Raw genomic sequence first — 26,726 nt, 5'->3', positions numbered from 1 at the left:
TTCTTATTTTCTAGTTGATTAATCACTTTTTACTAGCAATATCAATCCAGACAGCAATAATTAAAATTAACCCCTTGACGATATATTGCCAGAAGGTTTCGATATTCATCATACTCATTCCATTGTCAATACTCGCCATGATTAATGCACCAATAAGAGCACCAACTACTTTTCCTTTACCACCCATTAAACTGGTACCGCCTATTACACAAGCCGCAATCGCATCAAGCTCATACATGTTACCAGCGTTGACCGTCGCTGCATTCAATCTACTTGTTAAAATCACACCTGCAACTCCAGATAGAGCACCCATTGATATAAAAACCCACAGCGTATTCCGCTTAATATTGATACCTGAAAGAGCTGCTGCTTCTGGATTCCCACCGATAGCATAAACGTATCTACCGAACGAGGTTTTATTGGAAATAAAGATGAAAATAGCTGCTAATAAAATCACGATTAATATTGGAGTTGGAATCCCTTGATAGCGGTTTAACATATACGTAGCCAATAATATGAAGAAGGAATAAACTCCGATCTTCCCATAGTCAATAAATCCTGCCGGAAGTAATAAATCCAACCCTTTTCTTTTCGATCGATTTCGGACTGTCCACACAATCAACAAGCCGATGCTCGCTAAAGCTAAAATATAGCCTAAAGTGAAGGGGAAATAACTATTACTAATCGCCTTAAAACTATCATTCATCGGCGCGATTGTTTGCCCTTTACTCAATCCAATAAGGATACCACGGAAAATCAACATCCCGCCAAGCGTCACAATAAATGCTGGAACTGCCCTGTAAGCAACCCACCAACCTTGCCACACACCGAAAAGCGCACCAACGGCGATTGCCGCAACGACGACAGTAAACGTATTCCATTCGTACCAAACATGTAAAATCGCCGCAACGCCACCCGTCAGACCTACTAAGGAACCAACGGATAAATCAATATGTCCGGCTACGATGACCAATGTCATCCCTATAGCTAGCACTGCAATGACAGACATTTGGGAAAATAAGTTGGAAATATTTCGCGACGATAAAAATTCACCACCAGTGAAAAAACCAAATAGTACAGCAATTAGCACCAGTGCAATTATCAATGTGTAGGCTTGCATATCTAACTTAAAACTTAAACCCCTTTTTTCCTTAGCCTCTGGATTAACCGTGGGTTGTGTTTTCACGAATTCTTCCCTCCTGTTGCACATGTCATTATTTTCTCCTGAGTTGCTTCTGCTCTTTGGAATTCCCCTGTTATTTTTCCTTCTGCCATTACAATAATCCGATCTGACATACCTAATATCTCAGGTAACTCGGATGAAACGATCACGATACCCACTCCTTGATTAGCAAGTTCATTTATGATTTTATAAATTTCATACTTTGCCCCGACATCAATTCCCCTTGTCGGTTCGTCAAGTATCAAAACTTTAGGGTCATTTAATAACCATTTACTCAGAACGACCTTTTGCTGATTTCCACCACTGAGTTGACCTACCAACGCTTCCAAGTTAGGGGCTTTCAAATTCATTTTATATGTAATATCCCCCGCTGTTTTGACTTCCAAGGCATTATCAATCACCTTTAATTTCATCATCTTATTTAAAGCAGCAAGTGTAGTGTTTTTAGTAATGTCCATTCCTAAAACTAAGCCATAGCGCTTTCGATCCTCGGAAACATATGCCAATCCTGCTCGAATAGCATCCGCCGGGCTTTTAATATTCGTTTCCTTCCCATCAATTAAAACACTTCCTGTTCGGTTACCCTTCAGTCCACCAAATAAACTTATAAATAATTCCGTTCTACCAGCACCCATCAGGCCAGAAAAACCAAGAATCTCGCCTTTTTTCAAAGTAAATGAAGCATCAACAATTATCTTTTTCCCTATATGATCAGTAACTGAATAATTTTTCACGTCCAGTATATTTTCAGGACTAATTGGACGGGCTTCATAAGGAAAAAGCTCGGTTAATTCACGTCCTACCATTTTGGTAATAATGAGTTCCTCTGTTAGGTCAGCAATTTTGTCGGTACTTACGGTTTGTCCGTCTCTTAAAATAGTGACAGAATCAGCGAGTGCCATCACTTCATTGAGCTTATGTGAAATATAGATGCAAGTAACCCCTTCAGCACGTAAATCATGAAGAAGTTTCATTAAAACATCAACATCGCTTTCCGTTAATGCAGCGGTAGGCTCATCTAGTATAAGAATCTCTGTTTCTTGTGTTAATGCCTTTGCGATTTCAATAATTTGCTGTTTACCCACTGTTAGTTGCCCAACTTTTGTTTGCGGATCAACATCTAACCCAATATGGTTTAACCATTTTTGAGCTTCTGCATAGATTTTATTCCAATCAATGATTTTTGCTCTCATTAAGTCATGGCTTAAAAATAGGTTTTCTGCAACTGACATTTCTTCTACTAATGCAAGTTCTTGATAAATGATTCCAACACCAGCATTTTGCGATTCTTTAATCGATTTAAATGCTACATTTTTGCCGTTTATTATAATATCTCCGTCGTATGACCCGTGTGGATAAACCCCACTCAACACTTTCATTAAAGTAGATTTACCAGCACCATTTTCACCACATAACGCATGGATTTCGCCTTTACGAACTGAAAAAGTAACGTTATCTAGCGCACGTACACCAGGAAACTCTTTTGTAATTGCCCTCATTTGAAGTGCGTAATCTTCCATTTCGGTTTTCCTCCCCTAAAATAGATAAATTTAAAGGGGGATGCGATCCCCCTCCTAAAAATTCTACTTATGGGCGTGCTGGACGCTCATTTTCTGGTACATTTTTATAAACATCATCATATGAATGGAAACCATCTTTTATTAGAGTATCGATAATATTTTCCTTACCCACTTTAATCGGATCTAGCTTAATGAAAGGTACATCCAACTTGCCATTGTTTACAGTTGAATCCGAAGTGATTGCTTCGCCATTTGCCAATTGTACAGCTACTTCTGCGCTCTTAATCGCTATGGCCTTGATTGGCTTATACACTGTCATTGTCTGTGTGCCTTCTGCAATACGTTGAACTCCTGCTAAATCGGCATCTTGACCTGAGATAACAACTTTGCCAGCTAGACCTTGCGCATCCAATGCCTGAATTGCTCCTCCAGCTGTATTGTCATTTGAGGCAACAATTCCATCAATATCATTTTTATTTGCTGTTAATGCATTTTCCATAATCTTTAGTGCTTCATTTGCATCCCAACCCTTTGCCCATTGATCGCCGACAATTGTAATATCACCTTTATCAACAAGAGGTTGGATAATATTCATTTGACCTTCTCTAAACATCTTAGCGTTGTTGTCTGTCGGAGAACCACCCATTAGGAAGTATTTCCCTGTGGGTACTTTCTCTACTAAGTATTCAGCCTGCATCTCACCTACTCGTACATTATCAAAAGATACGTAGGCATCAATGTCTGAACCATTTACTAGACGATCATAAGCTAGTACTGGAATGCCTTCGCTCTTTGCTTTTTCAACAACTGTAGAAAGGGCATCTGAGTTAATTGCGATGATGACTAATACGTCAATGTCTTGGGATAGCATATTCTGGATTTGTGATAATTGCTTTGCCTCGTCGCCATTTGCTGACTGAACGATTACTTCTGCTCCAAGCTCTTCCGCTTTCTCTACAAAAAAGTCACGATCGTGTTGCCAGCGTTCTAGCGTTAAGTCTGATACAGAAAGACCGATTTTAATTTTCTCCTCTGACTTTTCCCCAACATCTGCATTATCTCCACTATCTACTTTTGTATCAGCTTCCTGACTCGTACCGGCATCCTGACCACATGCTGCCAACAAAAATAGCATAAGCACTAAAATAACAACTGATTGTAAGCCCTTCCATTTCATCATAATTGAATACTCCCCCTCTTCCGAATTGTTGTAAATATTTGTACATTCAAATTTTACCACCACAGACTTCGTTTGTCCATACAATAAACAATGATTTGTAGTACAATATTTCTAGCAGATATAATTGTTAATAAGACGTGGAGGTTACGATATAGTGAGACAAATTACTTGGAATCAGCATATTGTCAAAAAGATGAATAAAGAAATTGTTCTACAAGCCATTATTAAGTTAGCTCCTTTATCACGTGCGGAAATTGCACAACAGTCCGGCTTAAATAAAGCAACAGTTTCTTCTTTAGTAAGTGAACTCATCGATGAAGAGCTTATTTACGAATCGGGAATCGGGGAATCCAGTGGAGGTAGACGGCCCGTCATACTGCTTTTTAATGAACAAGCCGGATATTCAATCGGGGTTGACATCGGGGTTAATTATACTTTAGGGATTGTTACTGATTTAGTAGGTAATATTATTTATGAGGCGAGCCAAACAGTTGATAATAATCTTTCGGCAGATCAACAAATTCAACTAGTTATAGAAACAATTCGTACACTTATCAGCCATACACCTGAAAGTAGATATGGTGTCATAGGCATTGGAATTGGTGTACCTGGAATTGTTGATAACGAAGGCAAGGTTCTATTGGCACCAAATTTAAAATGGAAAGATGTAGACTTAATAAAAATTCTCGAAGCTGAATTCGACTATCCTATACTGGTTGAAAATGAGGCAAATGCGGGTGCCTACGGAGAAAAACGATTTGGTGCCGGACAAAAGAGCAACAACTTAATCTATGTAAGTGCCGGAATCGGAATTGGAGTAGGTATCATTTTAAATGGAGAATTATATCGCGGCATTAATGGTTTTTCAGGAGAGAGTGGCCATATGACCATTGTTAAGAATGGGCGCACATGTAATTGTGGAAGCAGGGGATGCTGGGAAGCCTATGCATCTGAACACGCACTATTAAAGCAAGCAAAAGAAATCGACCATTTATCCGAAGCAAGCTTTGAACAATTGATCGAACTAGCCGAGAATAATGACAAAGATGCGCTACAAATTTTCGAGGAGATCGGATGTAATATGGGGACAGGAATTACCAACTTAATAAAAACGTTTAATCCTCAACTCATTATTATTGGAAATAGATTAGCAGATGCGGAAAAATGGATTATAGAACCCATCATAACAACTGCTAAACAAGAACTACTACCCTTTCACAAAGTGGATATGAATATAACGTTTTCCGAATTATCCTCCCATTCAGCCGCACTCGGGGTGTCGGCTTTTGCAATTGAGGAATTTCTTAAGATTAATCCTACTGAGTGAATAAGGTATTGAGCTTTTTATTGTCTGGGTACTGCTGAATTGCAGCGTGTCGGTTCATTTTGGTCCGCTTTCAGTGAACTATTCAAGATTCCCGAAGATACAATTTCGGGAACTTGCGAACGTTGTTCAATCCAAAGTGAGCCAAAAGCGATTAATCACAGTGCGCCTGGTGCTTGATTAAGTTATTTGTTGGTTAATCTAGCAGGTGTAATAGAATATCCCTTGTAAGCCTAGGCCTACAAGGGATATTTTTATCCATAGATAATTATGAAAGTGATATTCGTTTTTTATAAACCAGTACGTTCCTTAACAGCTTGCACAACTTCTTCGGCTGTTCCCATCTGAAGTGCTTCGTTTACAAGCTCAACCATATCGCTTTTCTTCAATTTCTTAATTTGTGCGCGTGCGGGTAAAATCGACGTCGCACTCATCGAGAATTCGTCGAGTCCTAGGCCAATCAATAATGGCACAGCGATTTCGTCGCCTGCCATTTCTCCACACATGCCCGCCCATTTTCCTTCCTTATGCGCAGCGTCGATGACCATCTTCACGAGGCGCAAAATTGCAGGATTATAAGGTTGGTACAAGTAAGAAACGCGTTCGTTCATACGGTCTGCCGCAAATGTATATTGGATTAAATCATTCGTTCCAATACTAAAGAAATCAACTTCTTTCGCAAATACATCTGCTTGGACAGCAGTCGATGGAATTTCCACCATGATGCCGACTTCGATATGTTCTGCAATTTCCGTACCCGCTGCTAGTAACTCTTGTTTTTCTTCCTCCAAAATCGCTTTCGCTTGGCGGAATTCGCCGAGCGTTGCAATCATCGGGAACATAATTTTCAAATTCCCAAATGTGCTTGCCCGTAACAATGCGCGTAGTTGCGTACGGAAAATATCTTGTTCTTCCAAGCATAAACGAATTGCGCGGAAGCCTAAGAATGGGTTCATCTCTTCAGGTAGCTGTAAGTAAGACAGTTCTTTGTCTCCACCGATATCGAGAGTACGCACTACAACCGGCTTACCTGCCATTCCTTGTAAAACCTTTTTATAAGCTTCGAACTGCTCTTCCTCTGTTGGCAGCTGGTCCTTGCCCATATATAAAAATTCAGTACGGTAGAGCCCGACGGCCTCTCCACCATTATTCACGACGCCGACCAAATCTTCTGGCGTACCAATATTAGCAGCCAACTCTACTTGATGACCGTCTGCTGTTATTGTTTTTTCATTGACCAGCTTGGCCCATTCTACCTTTTGCTGCTCAAATTGCTGCTGTTTATTTTTGTAGTCAGCAACCACTTCAGCGCTAGGATTAATATGTATTTCTCCATTTAATCCATCAACAATCACAAGATCACCGTCTTGAATCAGCTTCGTCGATTCTTGTGTTCCGACAACTGCTGGAATTTCCAACGAGCGAGCCATGATAGCAGAGTGGGATGTTCTTCCACCAATATCTGTTGTGAAGCCTTTGACAAACTGACGATTTAACTGCGCAGTATCTGATGGCGTTAAATCTTCCGCAATGACAACAACTTCTTCAGAAATCATACTTGGGTTAACAATTTTAACACCTAGTAAATGTGACAGCAATCGTTTTGTGACGTCTCGAATATCTGCCGCACGTTCCTGCATATATGCATTGTCCATTTGCTCGAACATCGTAATGAACATATCTGACATTTCTTTCAAAGCAAATTCAGCGTTGACTTGATCCGTTTTAATCTTTTCTTCTATCGGTCCGATTAACTCTGGATCTGTCAGCACTAACACATGCGCATTGAAAATAGCCGCATCATCTGCGCCTAGCTCCTTTTCAGCGACATCACGAATTGCTTCCAATTCGCTTTTTGAAGTAGCTAGTGCAGATTGAAAACGTGCAACTTCCGTTGCACTGTCCTCAATCTTTTTTTTACTAAAGGATAAATCAGGCTCAACCAAACAGTATGCTTTTGCAATTGCAATGCCGCTCGATGCAGCAATTCCTTTTAGCAGGCTCATTATTCAGCAAGTCCTTCTGTTTTCAATGTTTTTGCCAATTCATTAATCGCATCCTGTTCATCTGCGCCGCTAGCATTTAGTTTGAAAGTTTCACCGTGCCCAATTCCTAAAGACATAACGCCTAAGATAGATTTTAGGTTAACGTTCTTGCCACCGTAATCTAAATTTACGTCTGATACAAATTTGTTTGCCACACTCACTAACATTGCTGCTGGACGTGCGTGAATACCTGCTTTATCCGTTACTTTAAATTGTTTTTCGACCATCTCAATCAAACTCCTTCATAATATAATTGATAATTCTATACTTACAATACTTTTTAAAGCATGTAAAAACAAATTTTATACCTTCATTTTACCTAATTCATTGATATAGGTGTGCAATTCTTTTCTAAGAAGGGCTTCATTGTGAATCGTTGCATGTTTAGCCATGATTGTCATCATTTCATCTACATTCACTTCATAAGGAATATAGCCGTGTAAATCAAACAAAACACGCTTGCGTAGACGAGGCTTATCTTCATGTTTCAGAAAAGAATTTGCTAAATAGAGCTTTTTATCCGTTTCTAAGAAAAACGGTGAAAAAACGATATCGTAATCGAGTTTAGAGCTATGCAATTCTCGAACCGATACGACGTCCAAAAATATGAACTCTGGAAACAACTCTCGTAATTCATTGAACATGACATGCGAGACCGACACGTCGGTTGGGCAAACGACAATCGCCTTCACCTTTTCGTGTAGATTATCGCCTTGTTTTCTCAACCAGCCGCCTATTAACATCGTTAAATAGGCCATCTCACTCGCTGGAATAGCCGTGCCAATCAGTGTGGCTAATGGCTTCGTCGACTGACTAACAAGGTGATACAATTCCTTATATTCATTTTTCATCAACGCATAACCAACGTCATTAATCTCTGTCAGTTGGTATTTAATACGATAATAAGCTGGTTTTAAATGCAGTAAAATTTTATTTAATAATTGTTGTCTATCCTGTAGTTGAACCACTGCACTCGCTTCAAACAGCCGTAGCATTTCATCAAGCGCTTGGGCTAAATTAGGAATCGGTTCTTCTGGCGGCGCTTCGGACCAATAGACATTTGTCGTCAGCAGCCGCAACGTGATGAATAAACGTTCCTGCACGGGAATATCCTCGATATCAAACAAAATCTCTTCAGTTGCCTGATATTCCTTCGTATCTGATAATTCCTCGTATTGAATAGAAAATGACGTTTCGATTTTATTGTCGGCCATTCTACGAAGGACGAGCAACAAAGAATACGGTAACGTTTCGATTTCTGCATCAGCAAATTTCAAATTCAATTTCCGTTCAATCTTTTCGAGTCGAACCATTAACTCTTTCAACTCTACTTCCTGTATGTTTGCTAATTCCTTTAGTCGCTTTTTTCCATTAGGGATTGCCAACACTTTATAAATCGTATTGATCAGGAGTCTTCGTATGGAAAACTCTTCCCCCTCCAACAGATAGCCATCTCGGCGCGAATATCGAATCACCAAATCATACTCTTCTACCCAAGCACGCGCTACGTTTAAATCACTAAGCACCGTGTTTTTACTGACTTCTAAAGCACTTGTAAAATGTAAAAGGGAAAGTTCCTCTTGCTTACTGAGAAGCATCAAGATAATCATCTGAACACGCTGCGTTTCAGATATAATCGTCATTTGTGATGAAGCAATGGTTTCCCTGCTTCCATAGTTTAAAAATATGGAATGGTCAATGATGAAATGCCCTTGTCTCGTCCGTTCAATAATCGGAAGACGTTTTGCTTGTAGCCAGTCATTGATTTTATCGAAACTATACCCTAACTGCCTACGAGTTAAACTATATCCTTCTTCTAACTCTTTACTGGTCATGCTAGGATTCTCCATCAATTCATCAAAAATCATACGACTTCGACTATCGAGCTGCATACTTACCCTCCCCTCATCGTTAGTATACCACAACAAATCCAAACGTTGCACAATCTTTCATCACAATTCATTGAAACTCAATTGTACATTACTGCGTTTTGTTTATATATTGATTTTCCGCAATTCAACTTGCTAACTCCCTCACTTCTCCCTATTATAAGGTAGAGAATGTAAACTGAAGGAGCATAAAGTACTTTGAAAAAATTAATTGCACTACTGTTACTATCCATCATCATATTTCCAACTTTCACAGAAGCCTCTACTGTGAAGTCAATTAAGATTACCGAAGCAACAGCTGTTTTTAACGAAAATCAAAAGGTAGCCGTCTTTGAAAAAGGGACTTCACTTACAGTGATGAAAGAAGCAGAGCGCTATTATTACACTCTGATTGGCAATGACGAGGTTAAGTTTTCAAAGCAAAAAGCAAAGGTAACAAAGGATGAACCCGGAACCTGGAAAGGTGCACATCCAGTAAGAGCAAAAACAGCTACTTACATACAGATTATCGATCGTCCAGCTAAAAATGCAACGGTCATTGGACAAATCCAACCCAATATGACCATTCAAGTACAGCGCTTAAAAGGTGATTATTTCCCCATTATATTGGGTGGAAAAACAGGATACATACATAAGGATCAGCTAAAAATTGAAGCTGGCATCCCCGTTTTAATGTATCACGATATATTGCGAAGCAAGACAGACACTAATGCGTCTACGCTGGAAATTGAAAAGTTTAAAGAACAAATGGATTACTTGAAGACAAATGGTTGGACAACGATTACACCACAGCAACTAGAAGCATGGGTAATGAAAAAAACAGCACTGCCAAAGAAGTCTGTACTCATCACATTCGATGACGGTTATAAATCAACGATTGACTTGGCTTATCCCATCTTAAAAACGCATGGCTTCAAAGCAACATCATTTGTCATTACAAGTCGCATCAATCGTCTAAACACAATATCAGAGATAGACATGATTCAAACACAAGACGTCTATTCCTATCAAAATCATACCCACGGATTTCATATGTTCAACTCACTGTCGAATAAGAGTATGCTCGAACTGGAATCACAATCTACCATTTTGAATGACCTTGAGCAAGCAAATAACGCTATCGAGGAAATTTTGGGTTACAATCATCGAGTTACTACCCTTGCCTATCCATATGGCAAGAGAAGTCCCCAAGCCATCCTTGCCTTACGATCTGCCGGAATGACAAGCGGCTATACGATTGACGAAGGTAACGTTTTTCAAGGTGACTCTCTCTTTGAATTAAAGCGCCAACGCATCCACTCCAGCACGACGCTAAAGGATTTTGCGGATAAGCTAGTGGGTAAGTAAAAAGAACACCAAACAAGCCCTTCACGAAAATTGTGAGGGCTTGTTGTCGTATTATCTACTTTATAAAACTCAACCAATTCAAGATGTCACCTATGATGGAGTTTCCAAAAATAGCGATGCAGACCGAAGAAATGATACCCAATATAATGATGTACACAACAATATTATATAAAGGATCGAGCGCTGATGCCTCTGCCGTTTGTACTTTTACCAGTATGTAAAGTGGAACAATGAGCAATGCAAATAGGAGGGCGATTAATAGAAGTAGATTACCGAGGGTATTTATTTTTAACATAAGAAGTAGTAATGCGACACCAATGAGGATAGTCGATGGGATAAGATGAGTACCGTATTGGGTGACCAGTTTTTTAAAAGAATGCTCGGGTCCTAGCAGAGTTGCTGTAATATATAGCGAACCAACGACAACGAATGTACTCACCATGACAAGCAACGCTGTGCTACCAATCATGCTTATGGAAGGTGCTCCAAACTCTTTCATATTCGTGAAAATGGCCAACCCGACAAATAAAGACAGGAAGAGCATCGTTACGACAGCATAGGTGAACTCCTTTACTTCTTGTGTAAAAACTGTGCTCGGTTGCTTCACATATTTTAGTAGATAATGACCGTATCCTTTGAGCATTCTGCTTGTCTTTTCGGCATAATCATTCGATTGTCGTTTCACAAGCATTGTCCTTGTCGCCGCCACCTCACTCCCTAAAGGCGTTCCGCATTTCGCACAAAATTGACCTTCTCTTTGATGGTTTCCACAATGGATGCAATACAATACATTTCTCCTTCCATTTTTGATAAAATCTCAAAGAATCGTTCGACAAAATTCTCACTATCCCACACCTGTGGATAAGTTTATAAACATTATACCGACTATAATATATGACTTCTACACCTTTATAAACAAGTTAACCACAGGTTATCCACCACTAACTGTGGATAAAAGAACGGTTGTTCCGTCACTCTTTTTTTGGTAAATTAAATATAGAGCTTTATTACTTAACATTCTATGCCCAGGCATTTTAATTTAGTACTACATATATTATAAAATTGGAGGTGACCTTTCAAATGACTCAACTACCTGATGCGTTGCTCATTAAATCCTATACTACTGCTAAGTCTTCTAATTTCAGTCCTCTTTTCATTCAACTTTTGGAAATCGAAATCCGCCGAAGATCCCTATCGCCCCAACTTTAACTATGTTCTTCATTTCACAAAAAAGGCAGACGATTCTCTTGTTAAAGAGAACCGACTGCCTTTTTTATTCATTTCACCGTAACATCTAGATAAATTCCTTGCCTCATTGAATAGTGATTAGTCCCTTTCCAATGTGGATGTATGACGAGCATATAGGTTTTACCCGCTATTAATGGTTTTGTTGGAGTAACGGTTACAGTTCGTTCATTCGTAACGCTAATTGTCACAGCACTTTCTCCCCCACCTAACTGAATAAGTTGGACATCACCATTGCTGAGCTTGCTCCAATCCATCTCTGCATTCATCTCCACTTGAAATTTCTTTGTCACTGGGACATTGTTCAGTTTAGGAAATGCCTTATAGCCCTTCCATTGTGCAATCAGTTGATCACGATGAGATACTTCTAATTCCAATTCCTTTGCCGTAACGACATCTGGCTTTACGCCAACTTTATCCACAGCCTTGCCTCCTGGCGAATAGAATCGAGCCGTCGTTAACTTCAAGACACTACCGTCTGTAAAGTTGAACATTGACTGCATAGAGCCTTTGCCATAGCTGGTTTGACCATATATTGTTGCTAGTTTTTGTTCCTTGACTGCTGCGCCCACCATCTCGGAAGCACTTGCACTATATCCATTCATCAAAAGATGTGTGGGTGCATTGAGTTTATTGGACTGAGGAATCGCATTAAAAACCTGTGGCTTACCGGTCTTTTCCCTTAACTGAAAAGCTCCGATTGCATTGGGGAAAAATCCCGTCATGTCCTGCGCGACTGTTATATAGCCACCACCATTATTCCGTAAATCTACAATCCATCCCTTTACACCGTGCAGTGATTGAATCGCGGCATTCACTTCCTTCGCAGTTTCAGAAGCAAAGCTGTTTAGGCGAATATAACCAATATTGCCGCCTAGCATGGTCGATTCAACATTGACCATTGTAATGACTTCACGCTTAATGCTCATTAAGAGTGGTCCCGTTTGCCCCGTACGTTCAACTGTCAGCGTCACAACTGTATTTTCTTGACCACCAATCCATGACGTAGCTGTCTGTACTGACTTACCGACAAGACTTTGTGTTCCAACATGTGTAATCACATCGCCAGCCAGAATGCCCGCTCGCTCTGCGGGTCCTTTCGGAATAACCGATGCCACCTTAATCCCTTTGACATCTTCCTCGAGTACAATACCAATGCCAATAATCCGCTTTTCAATACCATTGACAAATCGTTGATACTCTTGCGCAGTCATATAGACAGAGTGGGAATCCAGTTGCTTCGTAATTTCTAACGCCGTATTTTTCATTAAAACCGATTCTGGAACATCGTCAACATAATAATCCTTGACGAGCTGCCTCATATCTCCCAGAGGCTCAGCTGATGCCGATGTGGTGAATGGCAATAAAACGAATAACATCGTGAATAACACCAATAGCCATCTACTATTTCTCTTCAAAACAACAAGCCCCCAGTCCTCAGTAACACTTTTCCCTATTATACTATTCATTTTACTTTAAGGAATAGTGTAATAGACTAAAGTTTTCCACAAAAAAATATAAGTTGCCCACAGGTTATTTACAAGTTATTAGCGTATTATCCACGGAACTCGGCTACCGATTTCGAAGACTCGACTACGCATTCGACAAAACTGGGCTACCTCTGGAAAACTGGGCTACCTTTTGACAGAACTCGGCTACGCATTCGCAGAACTGGGCTACCTCTGGAAAACTGGGCTACCTTTTGACAGAACTCGGCTACGCATTCGCAGAACTGGGCTACCCCGGGAAAACTGGGCTACCTTTTGAACGAACCCGGCTACCGATTTGGAAAACTCGGCTACGCATTCGCGGAACTGAGCTACCTCCAGAAAACTGGGCTACCTTTTGTCCAAACTCGGCTACCAATTTCGGAAACTCGACTACGCATTCACGCAACTGGGCTACCTCTGGAAAACTGAGCTACCTTTTGGCCAGATTCGACTACCTTGACAATTTTAGTAATAAATCTATTGTTAACTAAGCACCTTTATAGTATGATTAAATCGAATTATCTGATTAGTGAAAAGGAGATGAATCTCATAAGTACTACTATTCTCAGAAAGAAGCCTGTTTTACTTCAAGGAATCCCCCGTCTGATTGCCCGGCTTCCCCCTGATCATCGAAAAGTCCAGTATTTACAAAAACAACTTTATCGAATTGGTGCCGGCTACTCTGGAGAATGTAATGTTGATTCTTATATTGAGCGAACGCAATTTCCTCATATAATGAAAATTTTTACGGATGTCCATTTGTGTAATTCCCCAAAATTCACATTTCAGATTGATACTTTGATTATTACAGAGCAATACATCCTTATTATCGAAGTGAAAAATCTGAAGGATTCAGTCCGATTTATACCCAATCCTCCCCATCTTGTGCAAGTACTTGAAACCGGCGACGAAGTGGTTCTCGATTGTCCGGTCTATCAAATTGAATCGAATAAGTCGAATCTTGATGAATGGCTTCGACAACGTGGAATTCATTTGAAAACACTTGGTCTCCTTATTCTCGCAAACCCAAACACGAAAGTGATAGATACTCCAGACAATTTTCCTATCATTTATAAAAAACAAATTCCTTTTTATCTGCAAAAATTAAGACCAACCGAAGATATTCTTACACCCCAACAAATTCAAGAACTATCCAGACAAATCCATGCCGAACAACAGCAATTCAATCCATTTCCACTGTGTACCTATTATCATATTCATCCCGATGATTTACGTAAGGGTCTGTTATGCCATGATTGTCATGGGCAACTTAAGCGGAAAAATCGTGAGACTTGGCATTGTCCACATTGCCTAAAAGTTGCTGTAGATCCCCATAATGACGCAATTCAAGATTGGCTTATATTAGTTAAGCCCTCATTAAATAATAAAGATTGCCGAAACTTTTTAATGTTAAAGGACAAGTATGCCGCCAGTTATGCATTGAATAAATCTCCTCTTATGAAAAAAGGGAAATCAACATCTACGTTTTATATAGCCGGGAGAAAATGATATTAATAGGTTGACGAGGCCCTTTCATATTCGAACGGGCCTTTTCTCTTGTAAACATGATTACTCATTAGACGAAATGCACTACCTTCGGGGAAACCAGGCTACCTATTTCGGTAACTCGACTACGCATTTGCGGAACTGGGCTACCTCGGGGAAACTCAGCTACCTTTTGGCCGAACTCGGCTACCTATTTCGGTAACTCGACTACGCATTCGCGGAACTGGGCTACCCCGGAGAAACTGGGCTACCTTTTGGCCGAACTCGACTACCGATTTCGAAGACTCGACTACGCATTCGACAAAACTCATTTCAGCTTGATTGATTTCATTTTTATTGATAATAATGAACCAGTAAAACGACAATTTTCCTTGCCGCGATGATCCAGACTGCCATTCGAATTTGGGCGTCTGATTGATGGTACTTCACCATAACAAAAAGGATGAGTGTCTAGTCACTCGACACTCATCCCTTTGATTATACTTTCATTCCCTTTTTATCGATAATGTAGATTTGTCTTTCTCGTCCTATTTGGTCGGAGACGCTTAATAATGAGTGCAGGCGTAGGTATTGCTTTAGCATTGTGTGCTTGGAGGCTTTTACATGAATACTTGTCCCTTCCATGAAAGTGACGATTGACTGCCCTTTCGCAACTTCAACGATTGTAAAGCGATGGTTAAAGAACCATACACAATCGTCATTGTCGGGAGATGCCGTTGGATAGACGCCTAGTTCGTTTGGTGCGATGATGAAGGGTGGCTTCTTTACATAGTTTAATAGGGCAGATGCAGCTTGGATACGTCCCTCCATTGTCGAAAAATAATGGAGACATGCCTTATTGAGTAATTGAGCCGGTGTAAGTTTTGAATAATAAATACCATGCGTCGTACTGATTTTCGATTTAAAATCTCCAGCAAAAACTGATTCAAGGGCCAATGTTCTTATATCTAGTAAATAGGAATCACACGCTAGCACTAAAAAATCCCCCTTCTACCGATTATACTTCTACATTACCACTCCCACATACATTTTAATAGACCAAATTTATCAAAAATATAGTATTTTTATACAAATACGCTAAATACATGACAAATAACTAAGTCATACGTAACGTTTGACACTCCATTCATCATAGTAGTCCATTGGTTTCTCTAATTCTAATGAACTACTATGGAGTCACCCGGGAATATAAAGCATCGTGCACGGTCAGGAAGGCCGTAAAATTGAAGAAGTTTGAAGAAGTATTGGAGCAATATGAGCCGATGATTTCTGCATCTATCCGCAAGCTGAACATTTACCGCGATTATGAACATTATCGTCAGGCAGGACGCGTCGCCTTATGGCAGGCCTGGCAACGTTTTGACGAAGATAAAGGAAATTTCACAGCATTTGCCTTTCGAAGTATCCGAGGAGCTATGTTAGATGAGTTAAAAAAGGAAAACCGATTTGATGAGCATAATACGCAGATGGAGGATAGCTTAGTAGAAAACATCGTGGATACAGCTTATTTTGTAGAATACAAGTGGTCTGATGATCTTGCGGAGGTACTTGATTTATTGTCACCGACGGAAATAGAACTGATTCAATGGTTATTTGTCGAGGGCGTACCATTGGCTGAATGTGCTGTTCGCAACGGTATTTCAGTGGCAGGCGTTAAGAAGCGCAGAGAGCGAATGCTAGTCAAATTGAGGAACTCGCTTTCATAGGATGAGTTGCAGTAGTTTTCGTGAAAAAAGGATCTTATTAATTCGTGACACACTCTCACATTAATGCAAGCACCATTAACACCAGCACACACTCAAAGACAGCCCTTCATTGAGCAAATCCAATCGAAGGGCTGTCCTTTTTTAACCTATCTCAGTACTTTACACTAGTCATTCTTTCTTCCTCACTAAAAGCTTATGAAATATGATTTGCTTGGATTTTCCCAATGTCTTTCTCGCAGTCTTAGGAGAATAGAAATCCACTTTCGCCACCTGAATGTGATCCTCTTCAGCTTCATAGTCAATCACTGCAATATCTGTTGCTCCCGCATCTTCGAGCATTTCTGCCATCTTTCCCGTCCGCATACAAACCCCTAAAATAACATGTGTTACCTTGCGTGTCCCCATCCAATGTCCCCCTTTTCAAGTACTCTTTGTTCCAGCTTATAAGAAAACAGCTAGTTCTTTGAACCCCGAATTGAATATTACGTAGTTCTATTATATCACCCTTTAGGAATAATTTGGAGAATATTATGAATAAATTACAAATAATTACATACGTTTAGAATAATTATTCCCCACCCTATGTCTAATTGACTTGCACTAGGAAAATTAAAGTAAATATTATTTCACATCCGTGTATCCGATTCCCTAATTTCATTCTATATAAAGGGTGAAAGGAGGTGATCACATGGCGACAATCGAATTTAAAAATGCAGTTGGTCGGGTTTACTTTGATAACGGTCTGACGGATGACGGTAAACTGATTCGTAAATCAAAGACCTATCGTAACGTTGCAAAAAATGCGGATGCGGATGACTTGTACAATGCGCTCGAGGAACTTGCGCAGTTATCAGCGCTTCCATTCATCGGTGCAGACAAGGTGGAAACATCTAACGTCATTAACTAATCAGGGGAGCACAGTTTGATGGGGAAAGGAGGGATGAAGGATGGCAAAAACTTTGCAATTGAATTTCAGTACAGCAGCCGGCAAAAACGTGATGCTGACGGTGGACGAGCCACGTGCAGATTTAACGGCAGTAGCCGTGGAAACTGCGATGCAGGAAATTATCGCATCGGGCGTGTTCGAAGTGGACGGATCTCCACTTGAAACACCAAAAAACGCTCGTATTGTCGAGCGTAATGTGACTGAACTCGTAAACTGATAACAACATGTAAAACCGGCTCCTCAGCTTTCCGACTGGGGAACCGGTTTTTTATTTAATCACAGAAAGGAGGAAACGAGATGGAACAATGGATGAGTCTCATACAGGAAATCGGCTTTCCGATATTCGTATCATTCTATCTTTTGCACCGGCTCGAAACAAAGCTCGTCGCGATACATGATGTGCTACTTTCATTGAAGATGAAGTGAATGTGAAGCGGCGGTACATGTGGATTCAATCCTACTATTTCTTTTGATGTACATCTCATCCAATTAGCCGATCGTCCGACTGATTGGATGAGTAACTGAGGTAAGAATCGCGGGTGACTAATTGGCTTTAGCCGCCTTATAACCTCTTCCAATCAATTCACGAACATTATGCATCGTAACATAGGCTTGCTCATCAATTTCTTTTATAATACTTTTGAGTCGCACAATTTCTTGTTTGCTGATGACAATATACAGAACTTCTTTATTGGCTTTCGTATAGCCGCCGCGCCCTTCTAAAACAGTGACTCCCCTCGACATACTATCCATGACTTTATGTAAAACTTCGTTTGGTGAATTTGAAATAATTAAAACGGCGACCCTTTCATCCAGACCTTCGACAATAAAATCGATGGCTTTGGCACCAATATAAACAGTAAGTAAAGTGAGCATTGCTTTTTCTAAACCAATTATAAAAATAGAGCCAGCAACTACTATAATATCGATAATTAGCATACTCTTTCCGATACTCCAGCCCCAGTATTGGTTAGCCATTCTAGCAAGGACTGTCGTTCCTCCATTCGTTCCGCCTATTCGAAAAATAATGCCTAAACCAATACCTACTAATAATCCTGCAAAAATAGCTGCTAAAAGTGGATCCTCTGTCAGCATTTTCCCCGCATCTTCAGTTACATACAAAAAAGCAGAGCAGGATACAATGGAATATAACGTATAAAAAACAGTCCGTTTATCAAAAAATTTATAGCCAACCAAAAATAAAAGCATATTTAAAATAAAATTAATAATCCCTGGTGACCATTGGAATAAATAGTGTGCAATAATTGTCAGTCCAATAATCCCGCCTTCTGATAACAGATTTGGGAGGGTGAAATAATTTATACCAATAGCAAAAATAAATCCACCAATCGTGATTAATACAATATCTTGGATTGTTTTTTTCATATTATTTTCTTCCTTAGTTATTATGACTTTTTCGTTGGTTACTTACACTCTCCAAAGAGCTACCAGCTTAAGACAGCTCGTCTTAATAATCTTGAATGCTTTGTAAAAATAAATCATAATCTTTATTTTGAATTAGCCGATTTACATTCTCCTTATTACTTGTCCACTTGGAAAACATATCACATAAAATACTTAAGTTATGGTCGCCGTCTCTTTTTGTTTTGATGATGAACAGGACTCTAATGATATCCTTGTCCCAAATGATTGGGTTTTCAAGTACGGCGATAAAGCAAAATGACTTCCGGCATATTTTATATAAATCCTGAAGATGGACAATATTATTACCAATTTCATGGGCAACAAATGGCATATCCATTTGAACTTCTGATTTTATAATATCTAGAGATTGCAGTTTTTTTACTAAATTACTCAAAACGCTCTCTTTATCTTTTCCCTCTAAATAGAAGTCTGAAAATTGCGGTTGGAAATAGTTTTCTATATTGAGTTTATAAAGATCTGTTTTATTGGTGTACTCTCTAATTTCATTAATATAATTCCCTTTTTCAATCGCTACTTGCAATATATTTCTAGATAATTCTACTTCGTAGGAGGATACCAATATGTCAATATCATCTAAATGACTAATTGCTTTTTCCTTAGAGTCATAATTAATTAATTCATACTTTTCATCTGAAAAGTTTTCTTTAATCTCATTGATATACATAATGGTTTCCGCTCTGCCCCTACCACTCATTAAGCCAATTGTGATTTTCTTATTCTTTTGAAGGTTCCTTAAGGCAACGTTGAAATAGAGTACCAAATAACCAAACTCGTCTAAATTGATTTGTACATCGTAATGATTTTGAATAATTTCAGTTGCTGATATCGTTACCTTAGTGGCAAAGATATATTTTTGAAGATTTTCATGTACAACTGGATTTCGGATGACCATATTATTCCGAATTCGCTTTATCATCTGCGGAATGTGTAATGCTAAAAATTGATTAAGTGTCTTATCCTCCGAAATATCTATATCAAAATTACTTTTAATTTCAGCGTATATATTTTCTAAAACCTTTTTTACTTCCGTTTGTTGTTCATTGGTAATACTCGTCGAATCATTTAAGAGCTGTTTACTTTCAATATGCATGAAAATATAAGCACTATCTACCTCTTGAAAATTACAGCCAAATAGCGCGTTGAGTCTCATGGAAAGATTTTCGCTCGCCTTAAAAATTTCCTTCGTTCTGATTTTCTTCAAATAGGTGTTGGGTACCGAAATTTTATTACCTGAAAGATTTCTTTGAATCGAAATAAAGATATGGATTGCGATGTTTTTTATCGAGAAGTCGGATAATACAATCAGGTACTCCTCGCAAACGATTCTCAGTATAGATTCGATTGTTTGAATATATTTATCATTATGTTCTTTAAAATAAGAGGATTCGTTCTTACTTTCATACCCTAGCTTTGTGTTATTATGGTAATAATATTCTGCGATACACATCCGTTTATTGATCTCTGTACCTTGAATCATTATTCCATGATTTGCTTTTGAGGTTAATTTTAGTTCGTATTTGTTTAGAACTTTTTTTACTTCTATCATATCTGCATTTAAAGTAGATCGGCTAATAAACATGTCATTGGCGAGTACATCCAATTTAATATAAACATCTTTCAGTAACAGCCGCCTTAGGACGTAAAAAACCCGTTCATAGTTATTTTTCTTAAAAGTATATAATCTTTCTACATTCATAGACTTCAGCTGATTCGTTAAAAAAGTGATACTATCCGCATTTTCATAGTTAAGTTTGTAGCCTTGATTCGGTTTAGAATGAATGGTTATTCCATAATCCGATAATTTTACTTTCAGGTTAGAAATGTCTGTTTTAACGGTTCTAACTGAAGTGTCTACAACAAGGGATAAATCAGTAGAGGTTAAGCTTTTTTTATGAAATAATTCATTTAAGATAAGTAATTCTCTACGACTAAAGTTCAAATTCTCTCCCCCTCCTTATGCGCTAAAAAAATTACTGTAATCAAGAAGATTACAGTAATCATTTTTTATATAATTCCTATTAAGGACCCAACTATACCAAATATGATTGTTATGAACAATATAGTTGTTGGCTTGAAGCCCTTTTTTAATAACAAGAACATAGCCAAAGTATATAAAAGTGGTAATAACAATGGGAATATTTGATCTAAATAATCTTGCATTGGAATTTTTTGATCTCCAACGGTGAATACAAAGGCTGAATTAAGTTTTACCATGGAAGCACTCATTGCCCCAATGACCATGAGTCCGACAACGGTAGCCCCTTTTGAGATTTTCTCCATAATACCGGAGTTATTAGCCTGTTGCATAATGCCTGTACCTAATTTATACCCATAAACCCCACCATAATATCTAACTAACATATGCGGAATATTAAAGAGTAGTAAAAATAATATGGGGCCTAATATGCTTCCTTGTTGAGCCAAGGACAAACCAATTCCAACAGCGATAATTCGCAATGTTCCCCAGAAAAGGGAGTCGCCAATCCCAGCGAATGGGCCCATTAAGCCTATTTTCACGTTATTAATGATACTTTTGTCGAAGGAAGGATTTTCACTTGCTTCTTTCTCCAATGCAGTGGCAACACCCGTTATCGTAGTAACCACATGTGGTGTCGTATTAAAAATATTCATATGACGCTCAAGTGCCTCGGCTTGCTCCTCTTTGGTTTTATAATACCGTTTAATCGCAGGCCACATTCCGATTGAAAACCCTAACGCTTGTTGTCTTTCATAGTTATAGGAAGCCTCTAGCATAAATGAGTTCCAGAAAATCTCGTGCATCATTTTTTTCTCATCTTTTGTTAGTTTCTTTTTATCAGACATCGAATAGGTCCTCCTCATCTATATTTGAACCAGCAACCGCAACATTCTTCCCTGGCATTTCGTAGACTAGGATAAACGCGAGAACAACTCCGAATAGCGTGATACCTAGGATTGGTAAATTTACATATGCAAATAATGCGAAACCAAAGATGAAATATAATACATTAAATTTGCTCATCATTGGAAGTAATAACAGACCAAATCCAACAGCAGGTAATAAGCCGCCCGCAACCTGAAGTCCGTTCATAATTACTCCTGGTATATTATTCACAAAGGCTTCTACTGCAGTTGATCCAAATAGAATTGCCACAAATCCAACTACGAAATACATCAGGCACTGAAGAACTAGGCCCGCCATGTTTAAGGTTATGAGTCCCCTAATATTCGCTGCTTTAGCCAGACTCATCGCATACTTCATAAAATAACTTCGTACGATAAAGACGACTACTTTTAAAGATTGAGCCAAAATTGCAATGGGTAAAGCTAATGCTAATGCAACCTCTGCTCCACTACCACTTAATATAGCAAAGGATGTTCCTAGCCCCGCACCAACGAGAACATCTGGCGGTACTGCCCCTCCAACTTGAATGAACCCCATAAAAACTAATTCAAGTGTTGCGCCTACGAGGAGACCCGTTTGTACATCTCCCAATGCTAAGCCAATAATCGTTGAGACAACGATTGGTCTGATAACCATTGGTGTTCCAAGCATTTTTTCTATAAACCAAAGTATTCCTAGTATTGCACCTACTAAAAGCGCAGTTCCCATAAGACCTCTCCCCTTCTATTTCTATTTGAATGTCAATTTACTTTTTAACTCGTTATAGTTTTTAACATTATCTGTCGGAACTTGACGTACCTCAATTTCAATCCCACTATCTTGAATTTTATCTAAATACGCTATGTCCTCTTTCGATACATATACCGCTGGTGAGAGCAATTCTTTACCTTCATGCATTTGCATGCCACCTACATTTAAAACTGGCGTTTCGTCGATCAGTGATAATAATTCATATGCATCTTTAGGCTTTGAACAAATCACAAATACCTTCATTTGTGCTAACTTTGGGTTTTTCAATACAGTTGCCGCATCCTCAATTGTTCGGATTGCAAGTCTAACTCCATCCGGACAACTCATTTTCAGCGCCATTTTCCTCGTTTCATCATTGGCTGCTTCATTACTAGCAATTACGACAGCATTATAAGATAATGCCGCTTTCCAGCTATACACGACCTGTCCATGTAATAAGCGATCATCAATTCTAACGGTTACGATCATCTTTTCCACCCCTGTTCTTTAATCTTACAGATCAAAATCATCATCTTCATCATTTACTTTTAGTAATTCATCATTGACATATATGATTTGTTCCTTGGATTTCTTGGTAACCTCTTTGAGCTTTTCTGGTGTAATATCTGATTCGTTCAACATGATTAGTTCTAACAACAGCGGCAAATTGAAACCGGTAATAATGTTTACCTTTCCACTCGATAAATAGCGGATGGCTGTTTGGTTGACACTGCCTCCAAATACATCCGTAATGATAATTAAGTTGTCATCCTCACTAACATTTTCTTCAAGAAAGGTCTCTATTTTCTCAGCGACTGGTATATGATCCACATGCGCATTTATGAAAAACAGATTTTCCTGTTTCCCCAAAATGATCTCCGCAGAAGACATAATTCCCTCTGCAAATTCCCCATGCGTTGCAATTAATATTTTCTTCATCCGATTTGTACCCACCTTTACTTTTATAATGACTTTTCGATATAATTTACGACTTGTGGATATACGCCTTTTGAGAGATCACGACCTTTATCTGTAGATAATTGATACGATAAAACCTGGAAGACCGTAATATACTCTAAGCTACTAAAATATTTGCTAGGTGAAACAATCGATAAATCTGTGTCCAAGGTAGTCTCTTCCCCAACCATAAAACACTTCGTGATTTCGGTATTAATAAATGCCGATATCTTTTGGGCTTTCTCTGAGTCTTCACCTTTTCTACTTAAAATAAAATAACCCGTCGTACTATCGAACGCATTTTGTGGTCCATGGATGAGTTCCTCAAGCTCAAAGCTATTTGTAAGCGCTGGCAACATTTCCATGAACTTAATATCAGCTTCTTGCGCAACTGGCCATAAATCATTTGTACCCGAAAATATAAATTTACTCTTTTGCATTAAAGTGAACTTATTCTGTCTATACCAATCGAGTGTATCAGTTTTAATTTTGGGTAGGTTTTCAACCATTTTCGAGTAATCTTCCACTAGCTCCTGTTCTTTTGCTGCTGATAATCCACAATATAGCTTTGATAATGAAACAAAAAGCCAATATAACGTGGCACATGTTGCAGAGTACCCTAACGTTCTAAACATATACGCTTCATTTTCAGAACCCATCTCTAAAGCTAAACCAGCGCTTTTCGCAATTGGAGAATCTATATTTTCAGTAATCGATATATTCGGGAATCCCTTCGATTTAACTATTTCTAATGCTTCATAAACAAGTTTTGTTTTTCCACCCTGGGAAATAAAGACATATAACGTTTCTTTATTTAATAAGGACTTGTTTAAATAGTTTACAAAAATGTTTGGATAGATTAACTCTACCGGAATACTGGTAAAATCCTCTGCAAACTTCTTTGTTGTAAAAGCGGCATTATAAGAAGTACCTGATGCGATAAATACAATTCCCTTTATATCGGGAAACGCTTTCAAATAATCTTGTATGCTTTGATCTACAAGGTTTTTGTTCCTAAGTATTTTATTCAAATGAATTGGAATGCTTTCAATCGTGTCCATCATGCTCACATTATCAACCCCTACTCTTATGTTGACTAAATTATAAGTTTACTCATTTTTTAAGTCCATACGCAAAATTGCACGATTAATCGAGCAATAATGCAATACATCTGCTAACTTCTTCTTGTTAGCTTGCTTTTAATGATTAGCATTTATTCTTTAATAATTTGTAACTAGTTAATTTCGCCTCAGTAAAAGGAATATTTTCTCCTTGTACTAGCATTTACAATAATCGCTAATAGTAACTCCCATCCAATTCTTTATTCTTTGTTCCTATTAATTAATAAAATGCTATCTCACAAAATATATCGAAACAGAAAAAGCCCTCCAACCGATTGCTCGGTCGAAGGGCTGTATTCTTCTGGTTGCTATGCATGCGTTTTTCCCTATTTCCTTATTTAAATTGTATTTGTCGGATTTGATTGTGATAGCTATCCACTATTAAAATCATTCCATCCTGAACTGCAACATCTGTTGGATAACTCAAACCATTCCTTGCAAGTGTCGTCACTTTCCCGTTCAACAAATAACGTACTGAATGGTTTAAACGATCTGCTATCAGAACCCCTCCCTCTGCCGTTACTGTCATTCCACTTGGTGAATGGAACAGTGCCTCAAGTGCCGCCCCGTCTCGATATCCACTGTCTGCATATAATGTTCCGTTGTTTACACTTTTCCCAGCAACCGTCGTTACAGTATTGGTAGAAAAATTGATATAACGAATCAATTGATTACCAGTGTCACTGACATATAAATTCCCTTTGCTATCAATCGCTAATCCCGATGGTTCATTAAACTTCGCATGTTTCAAATCACCATCTTGGAAGTCACCAGCACTCTCAATGTCGCCAGCCACCACCTCAATGGGACGGTTGGAAGGAGCATTTAATGTCGTCACCTTTCCATTTGGCTCGATTTTCCGAATTAAATGATTTAATGTGTCGGCCACATAGAGCGTTCCATCTGCTGCAATCGCTACATCCTGCGGTTGATTAAATCGCGTATTTCCATCAATTCCATCCTCATCACCAGGCAGTCCATCTCCAGCAACGGTCGTCACTTCACCACTCGTAGCGATTTTACGAATGACATGATTCGATGCATCCGCGATATAAATGTTTCCTTCACGATCAGCAACCATTCCAGATGGATCGTTAAATACTGCTGTTTCTTTCACCGCATCATGGAGACCGCCCTCAGGAAGTTCCCAATTATTCAACCCAAACGTTGTCCCCGCAAACGTAGAAACGATCCCGCCTCGCAGTTTTCGAATCAACTGATTTTGACGATCTGAAATCAAAACAGCCCCGTCCGCCAACACAACTAGGCTGGCGGGAGAGCGAAATGACGCATCCATTGCATTCCCGTCAAGAAAATCAAAACCACCATTTCCTGCAATAACAAGAGGCTTAAAAAGCATAGCCGCCTTTTCACTACGCGTAATAAACGTAGCGAGCTGCCCCCTCGTTACGGCATGATTTGGCTCAAAGCCTGTAGCAGTAACCCCCGTTGTAATATTGTGCGCAACCAATGTTTGTACATAATCCGCATACCATACCGTGCTTTTCACATCGGTAAACGGTAGTTTTTCCATTTTCTCCACATCAAAACGAAAGCCCTCCGTAATAACTTTGGCCATTTGCGCTCTCGACAATGTACGATCCGGCTTATACGTATCGCCTTCAAAGCCGCTAATCACACCAGCATTCGCCAACGCTGCAATTTCCTTATAGTACGGATGATTTGGCTTCACATCCCGAAATTTCGGATCCTCCACATTTTCCATATCAAGCTCAAGCACATGTGCCAAAATCTTGGCTGCTTGTCCACGCGTCACAGCTTGATTGGGCTTAAACGTACCATCGTTAAACCCACTAATGATTCCCCGCTCACTTAAACTCAATACAGATTCATAATAATAACTTCCCAATCTAACGTCATTGAGCACCTTATCCTCCGCATACGAATCTGCCGACGTATATGCAATAAAAAGACTCGAGACAAAAACAAAAACGAAAGCCAGCCTGCACGATTTTTTCATCAAATTCCTCCTTTATTGTTATTGTTGTATGAATAATTACTTGTGTAATTTTAGTCTCTCTCTTAAATAGAATACTATAATTCCGATCGTCTTGTCACACTATTTTAAATAATCTATTTCAGGTGAGGACTTGTGGATAATTACCTATTGCACACTCGACGTGCGTGACTGTACCGTTTTTTTCTAGATTCAGCCAGAAAAAACCTCAGCCAATTGTAGGATGAGGT

26 protein-coding genes are annotated in these 26,726 nt (G+C 39.0%); 8 read left to right on the top strand and 18 right to left on the bottom strand.

Annotated elements, in window-relative coordinates:
* Nucleotides 1–22 precede the first annotated feature (22 nt).
* The 3 genes from MKZ10_RS05580 to xylF form a co-directional block, all read right to left on the bottom strand.
* Nucleotides 23–1,120, bottom strand: coding sequence for a sugar ABC transporter permease (locus MKZ10_RS05580; protein ID WP_342510033.1), 1,098 nt, complete (start codon nucleotides 1,118–1,120; stop codon nucleotides 23–25).
* A 62-nt stretch (nucleotides 1,121–1,182) separates the two neighbouring features.
* Nucleotides 1,183–2,703 (bottom strand): xylose ABC transporter ATP-binding protein, encoded by a 1,521-nt coding sequence (locus tag MKZ10_RS05575; protein WP_342508644.1) that lies wholly within the window; start codon nucleotides 2,701–2,703, stop codon nucleotides 1,183–1,185.
* A gap of 67 nt (nucleotides 2,704–2,770) precedes the next feature.
* Complete coding sequence (gene xylF / locus MKZ10_RS05570; RefSeq protein WP_342508643.1) at nucleotides 2,771–3,883, bottom strand: D-xylose ABC transporter substrate-binding protein; 1,113 nt, start codon at nucleotides 3,881–3,883, stop codon at nucleotides 2,771–2,773.
* Nucleotides 3,884–4,037: 154 nt separating this feature from the next.
* Here xylF and MKZ10_RS05565 point away from each other — a divergent pair, with 154 nt between their 5' ends.
* On the top strand, nucleotides 4,038–5,210 hold the full coding sequence (locus MKZ10_RS05565) for an ROK family transcriptional regulator (RefSeq protein WP_342508642.1): 1,173 nt from the start codon (nucleotides 4,038–4,040) through the stop codon (nucleotides 5,208–5,210).
* A gap of 287 nt (nucleotides 5,211–5,497) precedes the next feature.
* Here MKZ10_RS05565 and ptsP read toward each other — a convergent pair whose 3' ends face one another.
* From ptsP to MKZ10_RS05550, 3 genes are all read right to left on the bottom strand, one after another.
* Nucleotides 5,498–7,213 carry a phosphoenolpyruvate--protein phosphotransferase gene (gene ptsP, locus MKZ10_RS05560; RefSeq protein WP_342508641.1) on the bottom strand — a complete coding sequence of 572 codons (1,716 nt, stop codon included), beginning with the start codon at nucleotides 7,211–7,213 and terminating at the stop codon, nucleotides 5,498–5,500.
* The gene (locus tag MKZ10_RS05555; protein WP_342508640.1) at nucleotides 7,213–7,479 is read right to left on the bottom strand and encodes a phosphocarrier protein HPr; all 267 of its coding nucleotides are present in this window, start codon (nucleotides 7,477–7,479) and stop codon (nucleotides 7,213–7,215) included. Before MKZ10_RS05555 ends, ptsP begins: the two co-directional genes overlap by 1 nt.
* A gap of 75 nt (nucleotides 7,480–7,554) precedes the next feature.
* Nucleotides 7,555–9,144 (bottom strand): transcription antiterminator, encoded by a 1,590-nt coding sequence (locus MKZ10_RS05550; protein WP_342508639.1) that lies wholly within the window; start codon nucleotides 9,142–9,144, stop codon nucleotides 7,555–7,557.
* Nucleotides 9,145–9,339: 195 nt separating this feature from the next.
* Here MKZ10_RS05550 and MKZ10_RS05545 point away from each other — a divergent pair, with 195 nt between their 5' ends.
* Entirely contained in the window at nucleotides 9,340–10,488 is a 1,149-nt protein-coding gene (locus MKZ10_RS05545; RefSeq protein WP_342508638.1) for a polysaccharide deacetylase family protein, read from the top strand.
* 55 nt (nucleotides 10,489–10,543) lie between these two features.
* On the opposite strand, the gene MKZ10_RS05540 is transcribed toward MKZ10_RS05545, so the two are convergent.
* On the bottom strand, nucleotides 10,544–11,179 hold the full coding sequence (locus MKZ10_RS05540) for a hypothetical protein (RefSeq protein ID WP_342508637.1): 636 nt from the start codon (nucleotides 11,177–11,179) through the stop codon (nucleotides 10,544–10,546).
* Nucleotides 11,180–11,568: 389 nt separating this feature from the next.
* On the opposite strand from MKZ10_RS05540, the gene sda reads away from it, so the two are divergent.
* Nucleotides 11,569–11,697 carry a sporulation histidine kinase inhibitor Sda gene (gene sda, locus MKZ10_RS05535; protein ID WP_342508636.1) on the top strand — a complete coding sequence of 43 codons (129 nt, stop codon included), beginning with the start codon at nucleotides 11,569–11,571 and terminating at the stop codon, nucleotides 11,695–11,697.
* A gap of 68 nt (nucleotides 11,698–11,765) precedes the next feature.
* Here sda and MKZ10_RS05530 read toward each other — a convergent pair whose 3' ends face one another.
* Complete coding sequence (locus MKZ10_RS05530; RefSeq protein ID WP_342508633.1) at nucleotides 11,766–13,151, bottom strand: S41 family peptidase; 1,386 nt, start codon at nucleotides 13,149–13,151, stop codon at nucleotides 11,766–11,768.
* A 528-nt stretch (nucleotides 13,152–13,679) separates the two neighbouring features.
* Here MKZ10_RS05530 and MKZ10_RS05525 point away from each other — a divergent pair.
* The gene (locus tag MKZ10_RS05525; RefSeq protein WP_342508631.1) at nucleotides 13,680–14,732 is read left to right on the top strand and encodes a nuclease-related domain-containing protein; all 1,053 of its coding nucleotides are present in this window, start codon (nucleotides 13,680–13,682) and stop codon (nucleotides 14,730–14,732) included.
* Nucleotides 14,733–15,206: 474 nt separating this feature from the next.
* Here MKZ10_RS05525 and MKZ10_RS05520 read toward each other — a convergent pair whose 3' ends face one another.
* Nucleotides 15,207–15,704: a competence protein ComK gene (locus MKZ10_RS05520; protein WP_342508630.1), complete on the bottom strand. Its 498-nt coding sequence runs from the start codon at nucleotides 15,702–15,704 to the stop codon at nucleotides 15,207–15,209.
* Nucleotides 15,705–15,952: 248 nt separating this feature from the next.
* On the opposite strand from MKZ10_RS05520, the gene MKZ10_RS05515 reads away from it, so the two are divergent.
* Nucleotides 15,953–16,435 carry a sigma-70 family RNA polymerase sigma factor gene (locus tag MKZ10_RS05515; protein ID WP_342508628.1) on the top strand — a complete coding sequence of 161 codons (483 nt, stop codon included), beginning with the start codon at nucleotides 15,953–15,955 and terminating at the stop codon, nucleotides 16,433–16,435.
* A gap of 168 nt (nucleotides 16,436–16,603) precedes the next feature.
* Here the strand turns inward: MKZ10_RS05515 and MKZ10_RS05510 are convergent, their stop codons facing one another.
* Nucleotides 16,604–16,840, bottom strand: coding sequence for a hypothetical protein (locus tag MKZ10_RS05510; RefSeq protein ID WP_342508626.1), 237 nt, complete (start codon nucleotides 16,838–16,840; stop codon nucleotides 16,604–16,606).
* A gap of 283 nt (nucleotides 16,841–17,123) precedes the next feature.
* Here MKZ10_RS05510 and MKZ10_RS05505 point away from each other — a divergent pair, with 283 nt between their 5' ends.
* The 3 genes from MKZ10_RS05505 (at nucleotide 17,124) to MKZ10_RS05495 (ending at nucleotide 17,807) form a co-directional block, all read left to right on the top strand.
* Nucleotides 17,124–17,342: a DUF1659 domain-containing protein gene (locus MKZ10_RS05505; RefSeq protein WP_342508624.1), complete on the top strand. Its 219-nt coding sequence runs from the start codon at nucleotides 17,124–17,126 to the stop codon at nucleotides 17,340–17,342.
* Nucleotides 17,343–17,382: 40 nt separating this feature from the next.
* Nucleotides 17,383–17,598 (top strand): DUF2922 domain-containing protein, encoded by a 216-nt coding sequence (locus MKZ10_RS05500; protein WP_342508622.1) that lies wholly within the window; start codon nucleotides 17,383–17,385, stop codon nucleotides 17,596–17,598.
* Nucleotides 17,599–17,678: 80 nt separating this feature from the next.
* Complete coding sequence (locus MKZ10_RS05495; RefSeq protein ID WP_342508619.1) at nucleotides 17,679–17,807, top strand: YvrJ family protein; 129 nt, start codon at nucleotides 17,679–17,681, stop codon at nucleotides 17,805–17,807.
* A 117-nt stretch (nucleotides 17,808–17,924) separates the two neighbouring features.
* Here MKZ10_RS05495 and MKZ10_RS05490 read toward each other — a convergent pair whose 3' ends face one another.
* The 8 genes from MKZ10_RS05490 to MKZ10_RS05455 all read right to left on the bottom strand — a co-directional run bounded on the left by MKZ10_RS05490 (nucleotide 17,925) and on the right by MKZ10_RS05455 (nucleotide 26,499).
* A complete protein-coding gene (locus MKZ10_RS05490) occupies nucleotides 17,925–18,767 on the bottom strand; it encodes a YitT family protein (protein ID WP_342508617.1) in 843 nt (280 codons plus the stop codon).
* A gap of 82 nt (nucleotides 18,768–18,849) precedes the next feature.
* The gene (locus tag MKZ10_RS05485) at nucleotides 18,850–20,766 is read right to left on the bottom strand and encodes a BglG family transcription antiterminator (RefSeq protein WP_342508615.1); all 1,917 of its coding nucleotides are present in this window, start codon (nucleotides 20,764–20,766) and stop codon (nucleotides 18,850–18,852) included.
* Between the two features lie 65 nt (nucleotides 20,767–20,831).
* The gene (locus MKZ10_RS05480; RefSeq protein WP_342508613.1) at nucleotides 20,832–21,650 is read right to left on the bottom strand and encodes a PTS system mannose/fructose/sorbose family transporter subunit IID; all 819 of its coding nucleotides are present in this window, start codon (nucleotides 21,648–21,650) and stop codon (nucleotides 20,832–20,834) included.
* A complete protein-coding gene (locus MKZ10_RS05475; protein WP_342508611.1) occupies nucleotides 21,643–22,419 on the bottom strand; it encodes a PTS sugar transporter subunit IIC in 777 nt (258 codons plus the stop codon). The genes MKZ10_RS05480 and MKZ10_RS05475 overlap by 8 nt, the downstream gene beginning before the upstream one ends.
* A 21-nt stretch (nucleotides 22,420–22,440) precedes the next feature.
* Nucleotides 22,441–22,929 carry a PTS sugar transporter subunit IIB gene (locus MKZ10_RS05470; protein WP_342508609.1) on the bottom strand — a complete coding sequence of 163 codons (489 nt, stop codon included), beginning with the start codon at nucleotides 22,927–22,929 and terminating at the stop codon, nucleotides 22,441–22,443.
* A gap of 24 nt (nucleotides 22,930–22,953) precedes the next feature.
* Nucleotides 22,954–23,379 carry a PTS fructose transporter subunit IIA gene (locus MKZ10_RS05465; protein WP_342508606.1) on the bottom strand — a complete coding sequence of 142 codons (426 nt, stop codon included), beginning with the start codon at nucleotides 23,377–23,379 and terminating at the stop codon, nucleotides 22,954–22,956.
* A 23-nt stretch (nucleotides 23,380–23,402) separates the two neighbouring features.
* The gene (locus MKZ10_RS05460; RefSeq protein WP_342510031.1) at nucleotides 23,403–24,461 is read right to left on the bottom strand and encodes an SIS domain-containing protein; all 1,059 of its coding nucleotides are present in this window, start codon (nucleotides 24,459–24,461) and stop codon (nucleotides 23,403–23,405) included.
* A 391-nt stretch (nucleotides 24,462–24,852) separates the two neighbouring features.
* On the bottom strand, nucleotides 24,853–26,499 hold the full coding sequence (locus tag MKZ10_RS05455; protein ID WP_342508604.1) for an S-layer homology domain-containing protein: 1,647 nt from the start codon (nucleotides 26,497–26,499) through the stop codon (nucleotides 24,853–24,855).
* Between the last annotated feature and the right edge of the window lie 227 nt (nucleotides 26,500–26,726).

The sequence above is a fragment of the Sporosarcina sp. FSL K6-2383 genome (assembly GCF_038618305.1).
Lineage (GTDB): Bacteria > Bacillota > Bacilli > Bacillales_A > Planococcaceae > Sporosarcina.
This window is presented reverse-complemented; position numbering and strand designations above follow the sequence as displayed.

Coding starts and splice junctions, on each gene's coding strand:
- xylF (WP_342508643.1), bottom strand. CDS start 3,883: ATGATGAAATGGAAGGGCTTACAATCAGTTGTTATTTTAGTGCTTATG.
- MKZ10_RS05500 (WP_342508622.1), top strand. CDS start 17,383: ATGGCAAAAACTTTGCAATTGAATTTCAGTACAGCAGCCGGCAAAAAC.
- MKZ10_RS05555 (WP_342508640.1), bottom strand. CDS start 7,479: ATGGTCGAAAAACAATTTAAAGTAACGGATAAAGCAGGTATTCACGCA.
- MKZ10_RS05455 (WP_342508604.1), bottom strand. CDS start 26,499: ATGAAAAAATCGTGCAGGCTGGCTTTCGTTTTTGTTTTTGTCTCGAGT.
- MKZ10_RS05550 (WP_342508639.1), bottom strand. CDS start 9,144: ATGCAGCTCGATAGTCGAAGTCGTATGATTTTTGATGAATTGATGGAG.
- sda (WP_342508636.1), top strand. CDS start 11,569: ATGACTCAACTACCTGATGCGTTGCTCATTAAATCCTATACTACTGCT.
- MKZ10_RS05540 (WP_342508637.1), bottom strand. CDS start 11,179: ATGCTTGTGAAACGACAATCGAATGATTATGCCGAAAAGACAAGCAGA.
- ptsP (WP_342508641.1), bottom strand. CDS start 7,213: ATGAGCCTGCTAAAAGGAATTGCTGCATCGAGCGGCATTGCAATTGCA.
- MKZ10_RS05480 (WP_342508613.1), bottom strand. CDS start 21,650: ATGTCTGATAAAAAGAAACTAACAAAAGATGAGAAAAAAATGATGCAC.
- MKZ10_RS05460 (WP_342510031.1), bottom strand. CDS start 24,461: ATGATGGACACGATTGAAAGCATTCCAATTCATTTGAATAAAATACTT.
- MKZ10_RS05580 (WP_342510033.1), bottom strand. CDS start 1,120: ATGCAAGCCTACACATTGATAATTGCACTGGTGCTAATTGCTGTACTA.
- MKZ10_RS05490 (WP_342508617.1), bottom strand. CDS start 18,767: ATGAAAAAAACAATCCAAGATATTGTATTAATCACGATTGGTGGATTT.
- MKZ10_RS05575 (WP_342508644.1), bottom strand. CDS start 2,703: ATGGAAGATTACGCACTTCAAATGAGGGCAATTACAAAAGAGTTTCCT.
- MKZ10_RS05470 (WP_342508609.1), bottom strand. CDS start 22,929: ATGATCGTAACCGTTAGAATTGATGATCGCTTATTACATGGACAGGTC.
- MKZ10_RS05495 (WP_342508619.1), top strand. CDS start 17,679: ATGGAACAATGGATGAGTCTCATACAGGAAATCGGCTTTCCGATATTC.
- MKZ10_RS05510 (WP_342508626.1), bottom strand. CDS start 16,840: ATGGGGACACGCAAGGTAACACATGTTATTTTAGGGGTTTGTATGCGG.
- MKZ10_RS05505 (WP_342508624.1), top strand. CDS start 17,124: ATGGCGACAATCGAATTTAAAAATGCAGTTGGTCGGGTTTACTTTGAT.
- MKZ10_RS05475 (WP_342508611.1), bottom strand. CDS start 22,419: ATGGGAACTGCGCTTTTAGTAGGTGCAATACTAGGAATACTTTGGTTT.
- MKZ10_RS05465 (WP_342508606.1), bottom strand. CDS start 23,379: ATGAAGAAAATATTAATTGCAACGCATGGGGAATTTGCAGAGGGAATT.